At 35.2% G+C, this 19260-nt stretch carries 18 protein-coding genes and 1 pseudogene; 11 read left to right on the plus strand and 8 right to left on the minus strand.

The features are described 5' to 3' along the window. Positions 1–129 precede the first annotated feature (129 nt). The 3 genes and pseudogenes from HM990_RS04615 to HM990_RS04625 all read left to right on the plus strand — a co-directional run bounded on the left by HM990_RS04615 (position 130) and on the right by HM990_RS04625 (position 1611). Positions 130–381, plus strand: a complete 252-nt coding sequence (locus HM990_RS04615; protein WP_178987818.1) for a type II toxin-antitoxin system ParD family antitoxin — start codon at positions 130–132, stop codon at positions 379–381. Then, a pseudogene (locus HM990_RS04620) lies at positions 374–679 on the plus strand (type II toxin-antitoxin system RelE/ParE family toxin). The gene HM990_RS04615 and the pseudogene HM990_RS04620 overlap by 8 nt, the downstream one beginning before the upstream one ends. A gap of 176 nt (positions 680–855) precedes the next feature. After that, a complete protein-coding gene (locus HM990_RS04625; RefSeq protein WP_178987819.1) occupies positions 856–1611 on the plus strand; it encodes a DUF5995 family protein in 756 nt (251 codons plus the stop codon). A gap of 357 nt (positions 1612–1968) precedes the next feature. Here the strand turns inward: HM990_RS04625 and HM990_RS04630 are convergent, their stop codons facing one another. After that, a complete protein-coding gene (locus tag HM990_RS04630) occupies positions 1969–4416 on the minus strand; it encodes an outer membrane beta-barrel family protein (protein ID WP_178987820.1) in 2448 nt (815 codons plus the stop codon). Between the two features lie 124 nt (positions 4417–4540). Between HM990_RS04630 and HM990_RS04635 the strand changes: the two genes are divergently transcribed. After that, positions 4541–4903 carry a CoA-binding protein gene (locus HM990_RS04635; protein ID WP_178987821.1) on the plus strand — a complete coding sequence of 121 codons (363 nt, stop codon included), beginning with the start codon at positions 4541–4543 and terminating at the stop codon, positions 4901–4903. 561 nt (positions 4904–5464) lie between these two features. Here HM990_RS04635 and HM990_RS04640 read toward each other — a convergent pair. Continuing rightward, positions 5465–6994 (minus strand): sodium:solute symporter, encoded by a 1530-nt coding sequence (locus tag HM990_RS04640; protein ID WP_178987822.1) that lies wholly within the window; start codon positions 6992–6994, stop codon positions 5465–5467. Positions 6995–7070: 76 nt separating this feature from the next. Between HM990_RS04640 and HM990_RS04645 the strand changes: the two genes are divergently transcribed. After that, complete coding sequence (locus HM990_RS04645; RefSeq protein WP_178987823.1) at positions 7071–10067, plus strand: T9SS type A sorting domain-containing protein; 2997 nt, start codon at positions 7071–7073, stop codon at positions 10065–10067. Positions 10068–10136: 69 nt separating this feature from the next. Here the strand turns inward: HM990_RS04645 and HM990_RS04650 are convergent, their stop codons facing one another. Further along, positions 10137–10289: a hypothetical protein gene (locus tag HM990_RS04650; protein WP_178987824.1), complete on the minus strand. Its 153-nt coding sequence runs from the start codon at positions 10287–10289 to the stop codon at positions 10137–10139. 26 nt (positions 10290–10315) lie between these two features. On the opposite strand from HM990_RS04650, the gene recR reads away from it, so the two are divergent. The 3 genes from recR (at position 10316) to HM990_RS04665 (ending at position 13623) form a co-directional block, all read left to right on the plus strand. After that, positions 10316–10933 (plus strand): recombination mediator RecR, encoded by a 618-nt coding sequence (gene recR / locus HM990_RS04655; RefSeq protein WP_178987825.1) that lies wholly within the window; start codon positions 10316–10318, stop codon positions 10931–10933. A gap of 4 nt (positions 10934–10937) precedes the next feature. Further along, positions 10938–12038, plus strand: a complete 1101-nt coding sequence (locus tag HM990_RS04660) for a glycosyltransferase family 2 protein (RefSeq protein WP_178987826.1) — start codon at positions 10938–10940, stop codon at positions 12036–12038. 91 nt (positions 12039–12129) lie between these two features. Beyond that, positions 12130–13623 (plus strand): dihydrolipoamide acetyltransferase family protein, encoded by a 1494-nt coding sequence (locus HM990_RS04665; RefSeq protein ID WP_178987827.1) that lies wholly within the window; start codon positions 12130–12132, stop codon positions 13621–13623. Positions 13624–13736: 113 nt separating this feature from the next. Here HM990_RS04665 and HM990_RS04670 read toward each other — a convergent pair whose 3' ends face one another. The 5 genes from HM990_RS04670 to HM990_RS04690 form a co-directional block, all read right to left on the minus strand. Beyond that, positions 13737–14759: an NADH:flavin oxidoreductase gene (locus HM990_RS04670; RefSeq protein ID WP_229719367.1), complete on the minus strand. Its 1023-nt coding sequence runs from the start codon at positions 14757–14759 to the stop codon at positions 13737–13739. Between the two features lie 263 nt (positions 14760–15022). After that, positions 15023–15664, minus strand: a complete 642-nt coding sequence (locus tag HM990_RS04675) for a peroxiredoxin (protein WP_178987829.1) — start codon at positions 15662–15664, stop codon at positions 15023–15025. A 211-nt stretch (positions 15665–15875) separates the two neighbouring features. Further along, positions 15876–16127 carry a hypothetical protein gene (locus HM990_RS04680; protein WP_178987830.1) on the minus strand — a complete coding sequence of 84 codons (252 nt, stop codon included), beginning with the start codon at positions 16125–16127 and terminating at the stop codon, positions 15876–15878. Then, positions 16108–16518, minus strand: a complete 411-nt coding sequence (locus HM990_RS04685; RefSeq protein ID WP_178987831.1) for a hypothetical protein — start codon at positions 16516–16518, stop codon at positions 16108–16110. The genes HM990_RS04680 and HM990_RS04685 overlap by 20 nt, the downstream gene beginning before the upstream one ends. An 11-nt stretch (positions 16519–16529) precedes the next feature. Continuing rightward, positions 16530–17072, minus strand: coding sequence for an RNA polymerase sigma factor (locus HM990_RS04690; RefSeq protein ID WP_178987832.1), 543 nt, complete (start codon positions 17070–17072; stop codon positions 16530–16532). 188 nt (positions 17073–17260) lie between these two features. Between HM990_RS04690 and HM990_RS04695 the strand changes: the two genes are divergently transcribed. From HM990_RS04695 to HM990_RS04705, 3 genes are all read left to right on the plus strand, one after another. Then, positions 17261–18037 (plus strand): 3'-5' exonuclease, encoded by a 777-nt coding sequence (locus HM990_RS04695; protein WP_178987833.1) that lies wholly within the window; start codon positions 17261–17263, stop codon positions 18035–18037. 267 nt (positions 18038–18304) lie between these two features. Continuing rightward, positions 18305–18916, plus strand: a complete 612-nt coding sequence (locus HM990_RS04700) for a fumarylacetoacetate hydrolase family protein (RefSeq protein ID WP_178987834.1) — start codon at positions 18305–18307, stop codon at positions 18914–18916. Beyond that, a complete protein-coding gene (locus tag HM990_RS04705; protein WP_178987835.1) occupies positions 18917–19258 on the plus strand; it encodes an Hpt domain-containing protein in 342 nt (113 codons plus the stop codon). It abuts the gene before it with no gap. Positions 19259–19260: the final 2 nt, after the last annotated feature.

The following is a 19260-nucleotide window of genomic DNA, read 5'->3' on the forward strand; positions in this document are numbered from 1 at the left end:
AAGTACCTTTAAAAAAATCCAAGTACGGCATTCACAAATGAGTTTTGAGACAGACTGCCGTTATGTGCAATTTGAGAAAAATTTACTTTTATACCAATTATTGGTATATTTGATAAAATTAGTAATCAAATGAATAAAAACACATCAATATCTCTAGGAAATTATTTTGACCAATTCGTGCAAAAAAGCATAAGCGAAGGAAGATTTAAGAATGTAAGCGAAGTTATACGTGCAGGATTAAGATTATTAGAGGAAGAAGAAATCAAAGTGATTGCTTTGAAAAATGCAATCCAAGAAGGAGTCGACAGCGGAATGGCCCACGACTTTGACCCTAAAAAACATCTTGAATCCCTGAAAGCGAAAAAACACTCGATTGGCTGAATATAAGTTGACCAACAAAGCTGTTGCCGATTTATCAAAAATTTGGGATTATACATTTGAGGTCTGGTCTGAACAACAAGCGGACAAATATTACGATGGGTTAATTACCAATTGCCAAGAAATAGCAGAAAATCTAAATTAAAGAAAAAACTACGAATCAAAGCAACTTCTCGGAATGAAAACAAAATGGCATATCATATTCTACAGAACTTTAAACAAAAATTATATTGAAATAACGAGAATACTGCACGAAAGGATGGATTTGAAAGGAAGAATAACCGAATATATCCGAAGATAACTAATAAAACAATCAACTCTCATCGCTAACGAACAGCTGTAAGATGGGAGTTACTTTCCAACTCAACTCACAAATTAATTTTAAATATGAGTTAAGATAAAAACCAGCTAAGAATCCTCCACAACCTAAATTACAAAGTCCACTATCCCAATAATTTCGTATTTTTAAACATACAAATGACGCGCGCAACCACCATACAAGAGGTTATTAATCAGTTAGATATAATAATAGATAATGCCATTGAAAGCAACAGCCGACTTGGGTTATTTGCATACGTATATCGAAGAACTACGGCAGAAATACTTAAAGAAGTTCAAAAGGGAAGTTTTGAAAACAACGTACTCTTAGAACAATTGGATGTGGTTTTTGCTAACTTGTATCTCGATGCTTATAAGCAATATCAAAACAATGAACCTATAAGTAAATCGTGGTTGTTTGCCTTTACGCATAGTGAGAAGTCTTTAACTATTTTACAACACGTTATGTTGGGCATGAATGCGCATATCAACTTGGATTTAGCCATTGCTACGAGCAAGGTTATGACAGGAAAAGAGATTCAATCCGTGAAAAATGACTTCGATAAAGTCAACGCTATTCTTTTTAGTATAGTTAATGAGATACAAGAGCGACTAAGCAGAGTATCGCCGATTTTATTTTTATTGGATTGGGCTGGAAAAAACTCAGATGAAAAGGTCATAGATTTTAGTATGCGAAAAGCGCGTCAGCAATCTTGGAATAATTCCAATCTGCTTTGGGGACTTGGACCAGAAAATCAAGTCAGTTCAATAGATATTATTGATAAAGTAACATTAGAGCTTAGTAGAATGATCGCAGCGCCTAAATCGCGAATCATAGGCTTTTTGCTTAAAGTCATTAGTAAATTTGAAAACAAAAATGTAGGGCAGATAATATCTAAACTGAAAACGGATTAAACGAATCTTACATAAAAAATAAAAAAGCCCAGATTATTACGCATCTGGGCTTTTCAGCTATTAACCAACTTAACTAACACTCTTGTAAAAATTAATTTACAATAACTATTACTTAAAACTTATTACACCTATAGACGTAAAATGTTCTGTTTTATTTCATGACTTTTTACATTTAACGTGTATTTAACAAAAATCCTGACCGTCAAAAAGAAGACGCATCAGGATTTTCTTAATTTAATAGTCTAACATGTTCACTAACCATCAACTAATAATGTTATACCTATTAAATTTTATTTTCAGTTTTATTTAACCAATTCTAGTTTCTAGATACTTAGAGCAAAGCGATCTAATCTCATGTTAAAACATCCCTCCACCTTCTTTAACATCGTTATCACGTTGTTTACGTGATTTCGCTCTGTATTTTCCACCACCAAAACGGTAAGACAATCGTCCTGAAATTTGTTGACTTTCCCAGTTAAATTGTCCACGTTGTGCATAAGGTCTCTGACCATCAAATTGTGCGTACATGGTATCGAAAATGTCATTGTAACTTAGACTAAAGCTAGCCCTGTTATCTTCAAGAAAACTGTAGCGCATGCCTAAGTTGACCATAAGCATATCACTCATTTCAAACTGTATGTTCTTATTTTTTCCTCTATACATTCCAAAAGCGGAAAAACTTAAACTTTTGCTTACTTTAAAATTGTTGAACGCTCGTAGGTTATAAGATACATTATCGACTTCAACCGTATTCAAAACAATATCTTGATTGGTATCAAAAGATTCGGCAACGCTTTTTTGGGTTTGTGAGAATAAATCGAAACTCGCATTAATACTCCACCATTTAGTCGGTCTGTAGTTTGACGATAATTCCACACCATAAGCTGAGGTGTTATCAAAATTCAAATTCGTAAGGATTAAGCGGTGAAGATCGGTTCTATCTATTAAGATAGCCTGTTGGATTTCATCTTCTATGAGTCTGTAAAATACACCTGCCGTAATACTACCTTTTTCCAATTGTCTGGTATAATTTACTTCCATGGAATTGGTAAACTGAGGACGCAATTCTTGATTTCCAAATTGTGAAATCAAGGGCGTATTCCATTCTGGTAAGGGATTAACTTGCCCAATACCAGGTCGATCAATTCTACGGCTATAACTTAATTGATACGAATTTTTTTCTGAAGGTGTGTAGGTAAAAAATGCGGAAGGATATAATTCAAAATAATCATTTTCAAATGGAATGTTCAGTGCTTCACTGGCAGCCAAATCTCTTTTAAAAGCATCAGAATCCACGGCAACTGTTTCTGCTCTTAAACCCACTTGGTAACTCCATTTCTCCATCTTTTTACCATAGGTGGCATAGGCGGAATAAATATCCCTTGTATAATCAAAACGTGTGGTGGTTGGGATGTAATCGCCAGCTTCGTTTCGTTCTCTGGCATTCGATTCATAAAAAATACTAGTATCAAATAAACGTGCCTGGAGGCCTAATTCGAGTTTTACAGATTCGGATAATGGATTTACATAATCTAAATTAACCGTAGTTTGATTTCGTTCCGTATCTGTATCTTCTATAAAATTTGGGCGTTGCGAACTGAAAAATATATTATTAGTGTCGCCAATGCCATCAAATAAATTATAATCGACTTCGAGTTCTATATTGTGACCTTCGTCATTAAAATCGTGCTTATAATTAAAGTTGTATTGTTGCGAATCGTTCTCATTATCACCACCCGTAAATTGTGATTCATTAAGCGATGGATTTGTAAGATAGTCGATGCCAGAATCTACTTTTGTCCGACCATCAAAACTGTTCTGATTGGTAAACACTGAAATCGTATTCCTGTCATTTAAGTAATAATCGAGTCCAATTTTATAGAGATGAGACTTGTTATTGTTTAGAATATAGAAGTTTTGCTCAATTTCTTGTTCAATTCTATTAATCTGTCCGTAATTGACATTTTTTGTAAAACCATTACTATAAGAACCATATAAGTTGAATTTACCATTACGGTAATTGGCATCAATGGAACTGTTGAATTTTGGTTCAATATCATAGACCAATGCCAAATTAAGATTCCCGTTAAAACCGATTTGGGTGTTTTTATGAAGGACAATATTAATAATGCCGCTCATGCCTTCAGGATTGTATTTTGCTGAAGGGTTGGTAATTAATTCAACACTTTTTATGGACGTTGAAGGAATTTGTTTTAGCAATTGATCTGCTGGAATGTTCGACAATTTTCCATCGACCATAACACGGACATTTTGGTTGCCACGTAAACTGATAGAGCCTGTTTGCTGATCAACGCTAACTGATGGTAAGTTGTTCATAATCTCACTTGCTGTGGCACCAGCGGTTTGTAGATCTTTACCAATGGTAATAACTTTGCGATCTACCTTTTGCTGAATGGTGGACACATCCGCAACTACGGTAACTTCATCCAAACCAGTAGATTCTTCTCGAAGTTTTATATCGCCTATATCAACTTTGTAATTGCCTTTACCTAAAGTGATGTTTTGGTCAATAGTTTTAAAACCGACAAATTGAATAGAAACTATAATCTTACCTTCAGGAATATTTTTAACTTCAAATCTGCCATCCGCACTGGTAATGCCACCTGTAATAATTTTATGGTCCGTATCTTTAATAACAATATTTACATAAGGTAAGGGTTCGTTGAGTTCTGCGTCGATAACACGACCAGAGATGGAACCGCTTCTAATTTCTGAATTGGAATTGGGTTGTGCACTTAAAATGGCTGATGAGACCATCATAAGCATTAGGAATAAATGCTTCATTTTTGATTGATTTTTTGATTGATTTGATAGTTAATTTGATTGATTTGATAGTTAATTAGTAGTAAGACGACTACTTTTACATTATGTTACTTCAATTAACACAACTTAACATCTTTTTAACAACATGAAGAAAAATACATTAGTTATAGGCGCATCGTTAAAGCCACAACGCTATTCCCATATAGCCATTAAACGTTTACGGCAACATAACCATGAGGTAAAAGCCATTGGTCTAAAATCAGGTAAAGTTGCTGACGTTACTATTGATACGGAATTAATGTCTTATAAAAATATAGATACCGTAACCTTATATCTTAATCCGCAACGGCAAAAAACGTATTATGATTACATTCTTGGGTTGCATCCAGAACGTGTTATTTTTAATCCAGGCACAGAAAATTCCGAATTTTATAATCTTTTAAAACAAAATAATATTGATTATGAAGCAGCTTGTACTTTGGTGCTGTTGAGTACCGGTCAGTATTAGGAATTGGCTTGATATTTTTTGGATTATTTCATTAATTTAAAAGGATTCATTTTTGTTAGAAAATCAAAAACTGAGATGTTTAGAGTTTTCAAGAAGTTCAATAAAGAAAAGTTGAAGCCCAAGAATTTCAGATTATAATATGCAAATCAAAAACTAAGTTAGAACTCAACATCTAACTTCCGACAATGTCGGAAACAACGATTTTCAGAAATAATGAGCAAGAAGGGTAATTATAAAAATAAATCTAGGATTGGAATTACTGGTGATTTAATTTTCTATATCAATCATGTATTAGCGAATGGCGCTTCAGCGATTTCCTAATAAATCGTTTTGATTTTTTGGTTCGTTTTGCATCAATGCAAAATGAACAAATAAAAAAGCAACAACTAAATTAATAGTAGGTTATTCCAGTTTTCCCGATGTTTTAGACAATTTAAAAATCGATTAATTTTGGCATGTTCGGAGTAGGTGTTTTGTAACAAATAATGATATTTTAATCATTTATGAATTTGTATGCAATAATTTGTCATAAACAAGGTATAATCTCAAATAATTAATGGATTATTTTTTCTTCTTAATAAACCATAAACCTAAAAAGGTAATCAACCCATTTAAGGGTAATATTTCCCAATGGAAATTATAGTAATGTTTTTGGGCATATACAGCAGCACATTCCCAAGTTGATTTTGTACAGTCATCCAATGACAATCCAAGATTATAAGCATAATAGGTTGGTGCTAGCGTTATAAAGTAGGTTGCGAGTATAGCAACGAGCCCAACAATCCAAACATAGTTATCTTTTATCGATTTTTTCGTTAAAATTCCAAAAGCGAAAAGCCCGAGTAAAGGACCATATGTAAAGGTGGCGAATTTAAAGAGGTTACTTACCACACTACCTTCTAATGAATTGAAAATAATAACCACAATTATTAAAAGTAAAGAGACTGCAATATGTACTTTTTTACGTAACGGTTTTTGCGCTTCAATCGGTTTTTTTTCAATGTTCAAAAAATCTACGGAAAAAGAGGTTGTTAAAGAGGTTAAAGCAGAATCCGCACTACTATATGCAGCAGCAATTAAACCAATAATAAACGTAATAGCCAGACCTTTGCCAAGCCCTTGATTCATTGCTATTTCAGGAAACAACAAATCGGTTCTGGTAACACCATCTAACTTAGGAATCGCAATGTTGAATTGTTCAGCATATATGAATAATAAAGCACCAAGCGTTAAGAACACGAGGTTGACGATAACGAGTAGAACCGACATGGATAGCATGTTCTTTTTAGACTCATTGGCGTTTTTACAAGTCAAGTTTTTTTGCATCATATCTTGGTCCAAACCGGTCATTGCAATAGTTATAAAAATCCCGCCAATAAAATATTTCCAAAAATTAATAGAACTATTGATATCATCGAAATAAAAAATCTGACTCTTATTTTTAAAGGTTTCTTTGGTAAATGTTTCGGCTAAAGTCCAATCCAGTTTATTCAGAATTAAAATAATTCCAACTACAACTGAAGTGAGCATAGCAATGGTTTGCAAGGTATCCGTCCAAATAATGGTTTTTATACCGCCTTTATTAGTGTACAACCAAATGAGTAAGATTGAGATAACGACAGTGACCCAAAAAGGAACACCCAAACTTTTGAACACAATGTATTGCATCGCTAAAGCCACGAGATACAACCTGAAAGAAGCACCTGTCACTCGTGATAATAAAAAGAAAAAAGCACCAGTTTTGTAACTTATAAAACCAAAACGATCTTCTAAATATTGATAAATAGACGTTACATTTAGGCGATAATACAACGGAATCAATACAAACGCAACTACAAAATAACCCACAAAAAAGCCTAAAACGCCTTGCATATAGGCAAACTCTTGGCCTGCAATCAAACCAGGAACAGAAATAAAAGTGACTCCAGACAAAGAGGCACCTATCATTCCGAATGCCACCAAATACCATGGTGCGGATTTATTCGCCTTAAAAAAAGCAGCATTAGAATCTTCCTTACCAGTGAAATAAGAAATTAAAATAAGCAAGCCGAAATAACACGCAATTAATAAAAGTATTGATGTTGGAGACATGAAGTGTAACTTTTTAGTAATATTTTTGAAAAGTAGTACTTTTGAAAAAAAAGCGTGCTTTAAAAAAGAATTATTTATGAAAAAGATTATCTGCTTATTTACATTTATGATGTTTAGCTTGGGACTCTTTGCTCAGGATTATAAAGAACTTATTGCCGAAGGAACGACTACTGTAGAAGCTATTGTTGAGGTTGCAGAACGTCACTTTGATACCGTAGGAAGAGAGCGAGGAACAGGTTATAAGCCATTTAGACGTTGGCAGTATTTTGCTGAACGTGCCATGGATGAAACAGGAAAATTGAAATCCCCCGACTTTTATTACAATGAACTTCAAAATTATAATGCACGACTGAATAATGAAGGTTTAGCAGCAAGAACAGTTGTTGGCACTTGGGAAGAAATGGGACCAACCTATTGGAATGCAACTTCTGGTTATAATCCAGGTGTTGGTCGTATCACATCAATCGCCACAGAAAACGGAAATCCAAATCATATGATTGTAGGTAGCCAAACAGGTGGTGTCTGGAAAACGCTAGATGGTGGAACGACATGGTCAGTGCTTACCGATAATTTAGCCAATATGGATGTATATGCATTGGCTATAGATCCGTTAAATAGTTCAACCTATTTTTGGGGATCTTACAGTGGTACTGTATTCAAATCTAGCGATGGTGGATCGACGTGGTCACTTCATAGTAATTTGCCTGGAGGTGGATTTGTAAACAAAATTCTAATTCATCCTACGGATACATCTATAATGTATTGTAGTGCCCAGGGTAACGGACTATTTAAATCTGTTGATGGAGGTTCGTCTTGGTCTATAATTCATTCCACTGTGACAAATGGTTTCGATTTTGAATTTAAACCAGGAGACCCAAATACGGTTTATGCTTCGGGAAATAATTTTTATAAATCTACAGACGGCGGGCTCACCTTTAGTTCTCCTAGTGCATCAGACGATTTGAATCAAGAGTTTGTAACCGGTTCAAATTCTTGGAGCATAAGTAACGCAAATAGCAATAATTCCGTAACTCCAAGAACAGGAAGTGCTATGGCATTTTTCTTTATAGATAATTTTTCTAGTCCAACAACAAGATTACTTAGTCCGTCATTAGATTTAGCTGGCGCAGTATCGCCAGAGCTAAAATTTTCTTTTACGCAAGTAAGTTGGGACGGTGATATTGATGCCTTAAGAGTTTTATATAAAACATCAGCTTCAGGAGATTGGACGGAACTCGCAAATTATACGGACGAGGTGACAAGTTGGTCGGATATTACACTTAGCTTACCAAATCCATCATCAGATTATTATGTAGCGTTTGAAGCAACAGCAAATTATGGAAGAGGAGTTACTTTAGATGATGTTTCGGTTGAAGACAGCACTTTAGGCCTTGTCTATTCTGAAGGTTTTGAAACTATTTCGAATGAATTCGGTACTGGTCCAAAAATGATTGGGGTTTCTACAGATGATCCTTTAGCAGTATATGTTTTGGAAGCTGAAGATGGCAAGTTTGGAGGGTTGTATAAATCTGCGGATAGTGGTTCGAATTTTAATATTTTGAATCATACAGATAAAAACTTTTTCGGGTACGAAAGTTTAGCTGATGATGAAAGAGGTCAAGCGCCAAGGGATATGGATATCGCCGTAAACCCAAATGATGTTAATGATGTTCATATTGCAGGTATTAATACGTGGCGATCAACTAATGGAGGCGTCGATTTTAATATTACATCACAATGGACTCCTTTTAGCGCTAATAATGAAAATATTGGCTATTGTCATGCCGATGTGGACATCATGGAATTTGTGGGCACTGGAGTTGATACGAAACTTTTGGTGGGAACCGATGGCGGAATTTATCGCGCAGATAATCCAACACTTGTAAATAGTAGTTATTATACTGATCTTACTGCAGGACTAGGTATAAGACAGTTTTATAAAATAGGCGTAAGTCAAACCGAACCAGTATTGGTAACTGGTGGTTCACAGGATAATGGGTCATCTATATTAGGTACTGACGGAAATTGGACTGATTGGTGGGGCGCAGACGGTATGGAAGGCTTTATAGATAAAACGGATTCACAGGTTATTTACGGTACGTCCCAATATGGTTCTTTTGTGAAGAGTTTTAATGGTGGAGCAAACATTGCATTTCTAACCCAACCAGATGATAAAGGAGGCGATTTTAATTGGAATTGGATAGTGCCTTATGAGCAAGATCCAATAGTTCAAGATGTCATTTATTGTGCATTTGATGAGGTTTATAAATCCCTTGATGGTGGAATAAATTGGACATCTATTTCTCAGGAATTTGCTAACGACGTAGATCATTTTAAAGTGGCACCAACAGATAACAGTAAAATGTATTTATCCATTAACGGCGCCTTTTGGTACACGTCTAATGGCGGAACGTCGTGGACACAATCATCGCTTAATTTGGGTGGCGGAAGAATTAATGGCATTGCTGTACACCCTACCGATCCAGATAAAATAGCTATTGCAACTACAAACGGCCAAAAAGTATATGTAAGTACAGATAATGGCGAAAACTGGACATCTATACGATGGAATCTACCAAATTTCTCTGCACAAGCGGTAACGTGGCAAGATAATGGAGAAGATGGTCTTTATGTCGGTATGAACTACGGCATATATTACACCGATAATCAATTGGGTGAGACATGGACGCCGTTCAATAATGGATTGCCAAATGTAAGGATTAATGAACTCGAAATTAATGCCGTAGATGGTAAGTTATACGCTGCCACCTATGGAAGAGGTTTGTGGAGATCTGATCTGTATAATGAAACCTTAAGTGTTTCTGATTTCGAATTGGATAATTTCACCTTATATCCAAATCCCACTAAGGACAGCGTAAATTTAAAATGGAATACTTCAGAAGATGTTACAGTACGAATTTATAGTACACTGGGAAAATTGATGTTTTATGCTAAAAACGTGAACTTAGCGAACGCTTATAGCATTGAAACATCATCTTATGAAACCGGAGTTTATTTTGTGAAATTAAATACCTCTAATGGTGAAATAACCAAAAAATTGATTTTAAAATAAGTCTTGCAATAGATTCAAAAAGTCCAATTACAAAGAATACGTAATTGGACTTTTTTTACAGAAGTGATTTTAGCTTTTTACGTTTGCTAAAAAATCGCCCTTTTTCGTCCATTCTTCGTCTTTTTTTATTTCCGTAACAATGCTATGCAAATCAAAAAAGCCTTCAACTAGCCAAAAAATCGCTAATTTTCGCTTAAATGTTAAAAGTTTAAATAACTTCATGTTCAAAAATCTGTACCTTCGCAGTCATGGAATTTTCATCAAAACTTTTGGAAAACGCAGTCAACGAAATGTCGCAGTTACCAGGAATCGGTAAGCGAACTGCATTGCGTTTGGTTTTGCATTTATTGCGTCAACCAGAACATCAAACCTTTCAATTGGCAGATGCTTTATCTAAGGTGCGACGTGAAATTAACTTTTGTAAATCGTGCCATAATATCAGTGATAAAGTGTTGTGCGAAATCTGCGAAAACCCAAATAGAAATAGCGAATTAATTTGTGTGGTGGAAGATATAAGAGATGTAATGGCTGTGGAAAATACCAGCTCCTTTAAAGGTCTGTATCACGTTTTAGGCGGAAAGATATCACCAATGGATGGGATTGGGCCACAGGATTTGAATATTTCTACTTTAGTTGAAAAAGTGAAATCAGGAAAAGTCAAGGAATTGATTTTTGCCATGAGTCCAACGATGGAAGGAGATACCACCAATTTTTATATCTTCAGGCAAATACAAGATTACAATGTAGCCATGTCCACGATTGCGAGAGGCGTTGCAGCTGGAAACGAATTGGAATATACCGACGAAATTACTTTAGGTCGTAGCATAATTGATCGTGTGCCTTTTGAAGCATCACTAAAATCATGATGTTTTGAAGTTATCTGTCATCATATTAAATTATAATGTGCGCTACTTTTTGGAATTATGTCTGAAAAGCGTTCAAGAAGCCATTGTCAATATCGATGCCGAAATAATTGTGATAGATAACAATTCTCAAGACGATAGTTGCGCTATGGTAAAGCAACTATTTCCTACTGTAAAACTTATAGAAAACAACGAAAATTCAGGGTTTTCGAACGGTAATAACATTGGTGTTGCTCACGCTAAAGGCGACTATCTTTGTATTCTAAATCCAGATACGGTTGTCGCTGAGGATACATTTACTAAACTTATCCAGTATGCGGATTCAAAAGAGAATCTTGGTATTATTGGTTGTCAACTCATTGATGGAAAAGGTCAATTTCTTCCAGAAAGTAAACGAAATGTGCCAACGCCAAAAGTGTCTTTAATGAAAATGTTGGGAAGAACTAAGGGTTACTACGCAAACGATGTTCAAATTGAAAGTAAGGGTAAAGTTGATATTTTAGTGGGCGCATTTATGTGGCTCAAAAAAGACGTATATGAAGCTGTTGGAGGTTTTGATGAAGCTTATTTCATGTATGGAGAAGATATCGATTTATCGTATAAGGTTGTAAAAGCTGGCTACGATAATTATTATTATGGCGACACAACCATTATACATTTTAAAGGGGAAAGCACACTCAAAGATGCGAAATACGCCAAACGCTTTTATGGAGCGATGCAAATTTTTTACAAAAAGCATTTCAAACAAAATCTGTTTTTTAATGTCATCGTTTGGCTAGGAATTAAATTGGCATATGTGATGAGTAAGTCTCCAGAGACATTGGAAACAACAACGAAAAGATCATATGTATATTCTAAAACTCGAGACCAATCTTTAGAAAAACAATTACCAAAACCAGTAGAGTTTTTAGATTCACTAGAAGATAAAATTGAAACTCATAGTATGGTGGTTTACGATTTTAATATGCTGAACACTACGACCGTGATCCGTGACATGAAACAGAAATCGAAACAAGAAAATATTGTTTTTAGATTTCTACCAAAAAACAGTAAATTTATCATCGGAAGTGATAGCGCTCTCAATAGAGGTAAAGTATTACATTTCTAAAGTTGTATTAATTGAATAAAAATCAACGATTCATCTGTTTTTTTATTAATTTTGCAATCGATTTTAAAATAAAGACCTTCAAATTATAGATATGGCAAAGTTCGAACTTAAGTTACCTAAAATGGGTGAAAGTGTTGCAGAAGCAACCATAACCTCATGGCTTAAAGATGTTGGCGATACAATTGAAGCAGATGAAGCTGTTTTAGAAATTGCTACAGATAAAGTAGATAGCGAAGTACCGAGTGAAGTCGATGGCGTTTTAGTCGAAAAACTATTTGATGTTGATGATGTAGTACAAGTAGGGCAGACTATTGCCATAATTGAAACTGAAGGCGGAGAAACCACAGAAGTGAAAGCTCCTGAAGCAGAACCAGAACCACAACCAGAACCTATTGCTGAACCAGAAGCTCCTAAGGCCGTTGCTGATGTTGCACAAACTGTAGTGGCAGCAAAAACAGCGGTTGAACCAGTGGTGTCTACAGAAGATCGGTTTTATTCTCCTTTGGTTAAAAACATAGCGAAACAAGAAGGTATTTCCCAATCCGAATTAGACACTATTCCAGGAACAGGAAAAGACAATCGTGTCACTAAAAACGATATTAAAGCCTATTTAGAATCGCGTAGGTCTGCACCAAGTCCTGCTCAAGCATCTACTTCTCAGCCTGAAACGGATGAAACACCTAAGGCAGAACCTGTTTCAGCTACGAAAGATGATGACACAAAGCGTTTGGATGCTGAGCGTAGACAAAGTTCAATTGAAGCTCCTAAGAAAGAAGTGGACACCGAGCATAGTCAAAGTACAGAAAAATCTAAATCAGAAAAATCAGTAGATAAATCAGCCGAGAAATCTAAAGAAAAACCAATTGAAGTTTCAAATGGTGACGAGATTATAGAAATGACCAGAATGGGGAAACTCATTTCAAAATATATGGTAGACTCGGTGCAAACGTCTGCCCATGTGCAATCGTTTATTGAGGCTGATGTAACCAACATCTGGAACTGGAGAAAGAAAGTAAAAAACGACTTTATGAAGCGGGAAGGTGAAAATCTAACCTTCACTCCAATCTTTATGGAAGCTGTAACAAAGGCTTTAAAAGAATTCCCAATGATGAATATTTCCGTTCAAGGCGATAAAATCATTAAAAAGAAAGCCATAAATGTTGGAATGGCAGCTGCTTTACCAGACGGTAATTTAATTGTACCAGTCATTAAAAATGCTGACCAGTTAAATTTATTTGGGATGGCAAAACGTGTTAACGATTTAGCCAATAGAGCACGAACCGGACAATTAAGTCCAGATGATATACAAGGAGGCACTTACACCGTAACCAATGTTGGTACTTTCGGTAGTATCATGGGAACACCAATCATTAATCAACCACAGGTTGGTATTTTAGCATTAGGTGCTATTAGAAAAACGCCTGCAGTGATTGAAGGGCCAGAAGGTGATTACATTGGCATCCGTTATAAAATGTATTTATCCCATTCTTACGACCATAGAGTGGTTAATGGTGCTCTCGGTGGACAGTTTGTAAAAGCGGTCAAGGATTATTTGGAAGCTTGGGATTCTGATCGGGAAATTTAAACAAATCCCTTTGAAAAAAGGGATCTCATTAAGAGATACTCTCTTTTCAAATTATAAATCAAAAAGCGAAAAGCACAGTTTTAGGACTGTGCTTTTTTTTCTGCTATATAATTCTAGTTGCTCTCCTCAACAAAACCATCCCAACGTCGCATATAAGTGATAAACGTATCACTTAAGCCTTCGTTTTTCAAATAGGATTCAGTTACAGGCGTTTCAATAGGCGTAAAATTAGGGTGGTTCATAACTTTCAAGGGGAAATCATGATGTAGAATTGCTGAACGACCGATGGTAACAAAGTCAACTCCTAAATCTAATACTTTTTGGACCTGCTTAGCAGTTTCTATTTTACCAGCCACAGTAAGTTTTACATTTTTATAATCGAGTTGTAGAATATGTTCTAATAGGCTAAGTTCACTTTCAGGATATTCTTCTGGCCTTTTAAAACAATCCCAAAGCGATATATCTAAAAAATCAATTTGATTACTATCAATCAGTTGTTGCGAAATCAATTTTATTTCAGATAGTTTCATGCCAAATCTTTCCGGTGATAATCTAACACCCAATAAAAATTCCAGACCACATTGGTTTCTAATTCCATCTACAATTTCAAATAATAATCTTGAGCGATTTTCAAGAGAGCCTCCATAATCATCGGTTCGTTTATTGATCTCTGAACTTAAAAATTGCGTTAAAATATAACCATGAGCACCATGAACTTCTACGCCATCGTAACCACAACGCTTAGCTCTTACGGCTGCAGCTATAAAATCATTTTTTAGCTCTTTTACTTCTTTTAGACTTAAAGCTCTGGCATTATGTTTTTCGCTGTCAGAAGGACAAACGGCTTTTTCACCAATAACATCTTTAGGAGATCGCATACCTGCATGATGCAATTGTATTACGGCTAAACTACCTTCAGCTTTAATGGCTTTGGCAAGTTTGGTATGGCCTTCAGTCAAATTATCCGAAAATATGCCTAACTGTCCTGGAAAACCTTTACCTATTTCTTGCACATGTGAAGCACAGGTCATCACTAAGCCAAATCGCCCTTTGGCACGCATTGTCAACCAACGAAATTCATCCTCGGAAAGTTGCCCATCCTCATAGCTTTGTCGGTTGGTTAATGGTGCTAGCATAAATCGATTTTTTTGGGTTTTACCACATTTAAATATAATTGAATCTTTAGGGTCGTTTTTCATTTAATAATGATGGGTTTTTATGAGAGCGAAGTTCGGTTATTTGTTTTTAAAGTCAAACCTTTCTGTTTTGTTATGGAATCTCATTATAATTACTTAAAAAGCACAATCTCAGGATTGTGCTTTTTTTTTTTATTCTGTTTGAAAACTTCAGATCTAAAACACCAGAAACCATTACTGGAACTGCGTAAAATAGCTGCGTTTTATTTCAGGTTTGGTTGTGGTGTCATCCTTAAATAAGGCTTAACTTCGGTATGTCCTTTTGGGAACAAACCAGGAATGTCTTCATTCGCAACAGATGGTACTATAACACAGTCATCTCCGGTATTCCAATTCGCAGGTGTCGCGACTTTATGATATGCAGTTAATTGCAAAGAATCTATGACTCTCAATAATTCGTCAAAATTCCGTCCAGTTGATGCAGGATACGTAATGGTCAATTTTACCTTTTTATCTGGATCTATAACAAACAAAGATCTCACCGTAAGTTTACTGTCAGCATTGGGATGAATCATATCATATAATTCAGCTACTTTTCTATCTTCATCTGCAATTATAGGAAAGTTTACCTCAGTGTTTTGTGTTTCATTAATATCCTTTACCCAGCCTTTATGTGATACCAAACCATCTACACTTAGTGCAACTACTTTAACGTTTCTTTTGTCAAATTCAGTTTTATATTTGGCTACGGTTCCTAACTCAGTTGTGCAAACTGGCGTATAATCTGCAGGATGGGAAAATAGAATTCCCCAACTTTCACCAAGCCATTCATGAAAATTAATTTCGCCTTCTGTGGATTGTGCTGTAAAATTAGGTGCTTCATCACCTAGTCTAATCGTGCTCATATTTTTTTTAATTTAAGATTATTAATTTCTTGTCTTATTACTCAAATTAAAGCAAGAATCGCCAATTTTATGGCATTAAAACTAAGTTAGTCTATTTTTTTCATAAAGCCAAGGTTCAAAAATGAGTTTAACGTGAGTATAACATTATTACCCTTTAATGTCAAAAAGTCTGTAGAGTTTCAAGTGCAGACCTTTCGGGTATTTGAAGCTGTTAATCTAATTCTTCACAGGAAAACCCCATAAGTTTCACTTGATTAATAATATCGATTTGGCTTAAGTTTTTACGGGAATCTACCCTTAAAACTTTGTCAATATCTTCTAAATCTACGGACCATTCAATTATATTTCTGTTAGCGTTAAACAATAATTGTAACATATCTAAGTCGAGCATAGTTTCGATATTTGTTTTAAAGATATGAATCTGCATGTCGTTTTGCGATGTTTTATAAATTGTGCTGCTCATTTGTTTCTTCTTTAGAGGTTTTACGATTGATATAGGCTTCATAAGCTTGATTTCCTTCTTCTTTCCAAAAGTCATCATAATGTTTCCATTTTGAGAATTCACCCTTAGTATTGTGGTCACATTTCGATGATTTGGATGCTTTTTTATCTTTGCCTCCAAAGCCACCACAACCGCCTAAGAGAATTTTTAATAGAATAAAAATACCAACGGATTCCCAAAACGTAAGTGTTGTGAGGCCAAATATCATTGGCATTAACCAATTCCATAGCCACATAATAATAAAGCCAAACAATATGGCTAATCCTGTAATAAATAGGGCACCAAAAAGTATCATTCCAATAATTTCCCCTGGTGATTTGCCTCTCATTTTATGCTTAAAGTAATTTGACATGTTCTTTTATTTTAAATGTTTGTTTCTTGTTTTGATTTTAGATTTTTATACAAATATGAAATAGCTCTGTGTCTCCTAGACATTAGGGTACCCATGGGAATTCCTGTCTCTTGTTCAACCTCTTTGTAGGTGTAACCTTCAAAGTCTATAGCGATTATAATAGCCCTATAATTAGGTTTAAGGTTAATGATTGCTGTTTTTAATTCTTGCTGTAAGTGTTCAGAATAAAAATTTGATTGACCATCATAAATCATGGACGCAAATTCCAACAATTTAGCTTCGTTCTGCGATTCATATTCAACTTTGGTTCTTTTGGATGCTCGCATCACATCTATAAGTTTATTTTTAATAGCGCGATATACAAAACCCGCGACGTTATTTATAGGTGAATACCGATCAGCACCAGTAAATAGTTTTAAAGCTACATCTTGAATTATATCCTCAGGGTCTTTGTTGACACTGGCTTTAAGATTTGAGCTCACATAATTTTTAAGAGAAGTATATTCCTCATTAAAAAATGTGTTTAACTTTTTACTGTTTTCTGATTGGTTCATTTAAAAGTGCTTTTTTGCAGCTCTCATTTATAAAGACGTAACTTTTTTAATCTATTGCATTTTTCTTTATTAATTAAAGACGAATTATAATTGAATATGTTTCAATAGTATTAGCTAAAGTCAGCTTTTTCAATCCTACATCGTCAATTCAGAGATTTCTAATTACCTTTGCACAAATTCAAAAACCAATGCAACTTAATCTCGCAAAACCCATCTGTTTTTTCGATCTGGAAACCACAGGTGTCAACATTTCAAAAGACAGAATCGTAGAAATTTCAATCCTAAAAGTACATCCTAATGGTAAGGAAGAGGCCAAAACTTGGGTCGTGAATCCGGAAATGCCAATTCCTGCAGAGGTCACAGCTATTCATGGAATTTCAGATGCTGATGTTGCGGATAAACCCACTTTTAAAGAGTTATCTAAAGAAATCTATAATCTCATTAAAGATTCTGATTTGGGTGGATTTAATTCTAATCGGTTCGATATTCCACTATTGGCAGAAGAAATGTTGCGTGCAGAAGTTGATTTCGATATGAAAAACACACAATCTGTAGATGTTCAAACCATTTTTCACAAAATGGAACAGCGTACTTTAGTGGCTGCCTACAAGTTTTACTGCGATAAAGACTTAAGTGATGCACACAGCGCAGAGGCAGATACCAAAGCGACTTATGAAGTGTTGAAAGCACAATTAGATCGCTATGAAGATTTAGAAAACGACACTAAGTTTTTAGCAGAATTCAGCTCACGTAAAAAATTCGCGGATTTCGCAGGGTTCTTGGTATTTAATAAAGAAGGGGAGGAATGTTTTTCTTTCGGTAAGCATAAAGGAAAGCGAGTAGTAGATGTGTTGGACAAAGAGCCTGGTTATTTTGGGTGGTTGCTGAATGCTGATTTCCCATTGTACACTAAGAAGGTTTTGACTGCCATAAAGTTGCGTCAGTTTAATAATAAGCTCAGTTAGGCATGAGGAATTGGGCAATAGGTATGAGGCCTGAAGCTCGAAGTTTGAAGTACGAAGTAAAAAGTATAAAGTAAGAAGTAAAAAGTAAAAAGGGATCTTATAGACTACTTTGAAAATAGATTTTTAAATGATGACACACTTTAATGAACATTCCCGTTTAAAGAACTATAAACCACAAACTACAAACCAATAGCAAAAATTAATTTAAATCGACTAGCGTCTAATCTCTAACAGCGAAGCGGTCTAGATTCTATTATCTTTTTCAACATGAAACTAATCTGCATAGGTCGTAACTACACCGATCACATCAATGAACTAAAAAACGAAAAACCGACAGATCCAGTTATCTTTTTAAAACCGGATACTTCGATTTTGTTAAAGAAACAACCATTTTTTATTCCAGATTTTTCTGATGATGTGCATTACGAGGTTGAAGTTTTGGTAAAAATCAGTAAAGTAGGGAAGTATATCGATAAGAAATTTGCACCTAAATATTATGACCAAATCGGACTTGGCATAGACTTTACCGCAAGAGATCTTCAAGCGCAACTAAAAGCCAAAGGCTTACCTTGGGAAAAGGCCAAAGCCTTTGATGGCGCTGCTGTAGTTGGGAAATGGTTGCCAAAATCTAGTTTTGAGAATGTAGACCATATCAATTTCAGATTAGAAAGGAATGGAGCCATCGTTCAGAATGCAAATACAGAGTTAATGTTATGGAAAATTGATGAAATTATAGAATATGTGTCAAAATATTTCACTTTAAAAATTGGAGACATTATATTTACGGGCACACCAGCCGGAGTTGGTAAAGTTTTTGCAGATGATCAATTAAAAGGCTATCTTGAGAGCGAGGAAATGTTCTCCATAAAAATTAAATAAATGTCACAACATTATAAATTACATCGCGTGCGAGAAATGGCTGATAATGACGAAGATTTCGTCGCAGCACTGGCAGCCGCTTTTTTAGAGGAAGTACCAGAAGATGCGGAACGTTTAAGAACCGCAGTACCAGCAAAAGATTATAAAGAAGTGTATCAAGCGGCACATAAAATGAAACCAACTATAGATTTGTTCGAACTTGGAGTTTTAGACACGTTGATCGAAGTACAAGATTGGGGAAAGTTTGAGCAAACGGACAAAAATATAGACCAACAACTCATGACGGTGTTATCTGCGGTAGATAATGCGGTCAATGAAATTAAAGCCGATTTCGGTCTTTAAAC

The organism is Winogradskyella schleiferi (assembly GCF_013394655.1).
GTDB lineage: Bacteria > Bacteroidota > Bacteroidia > Flavobacteriales > Flavobacteriaceae > Winogradskyella > Winogradskyella schleiferi.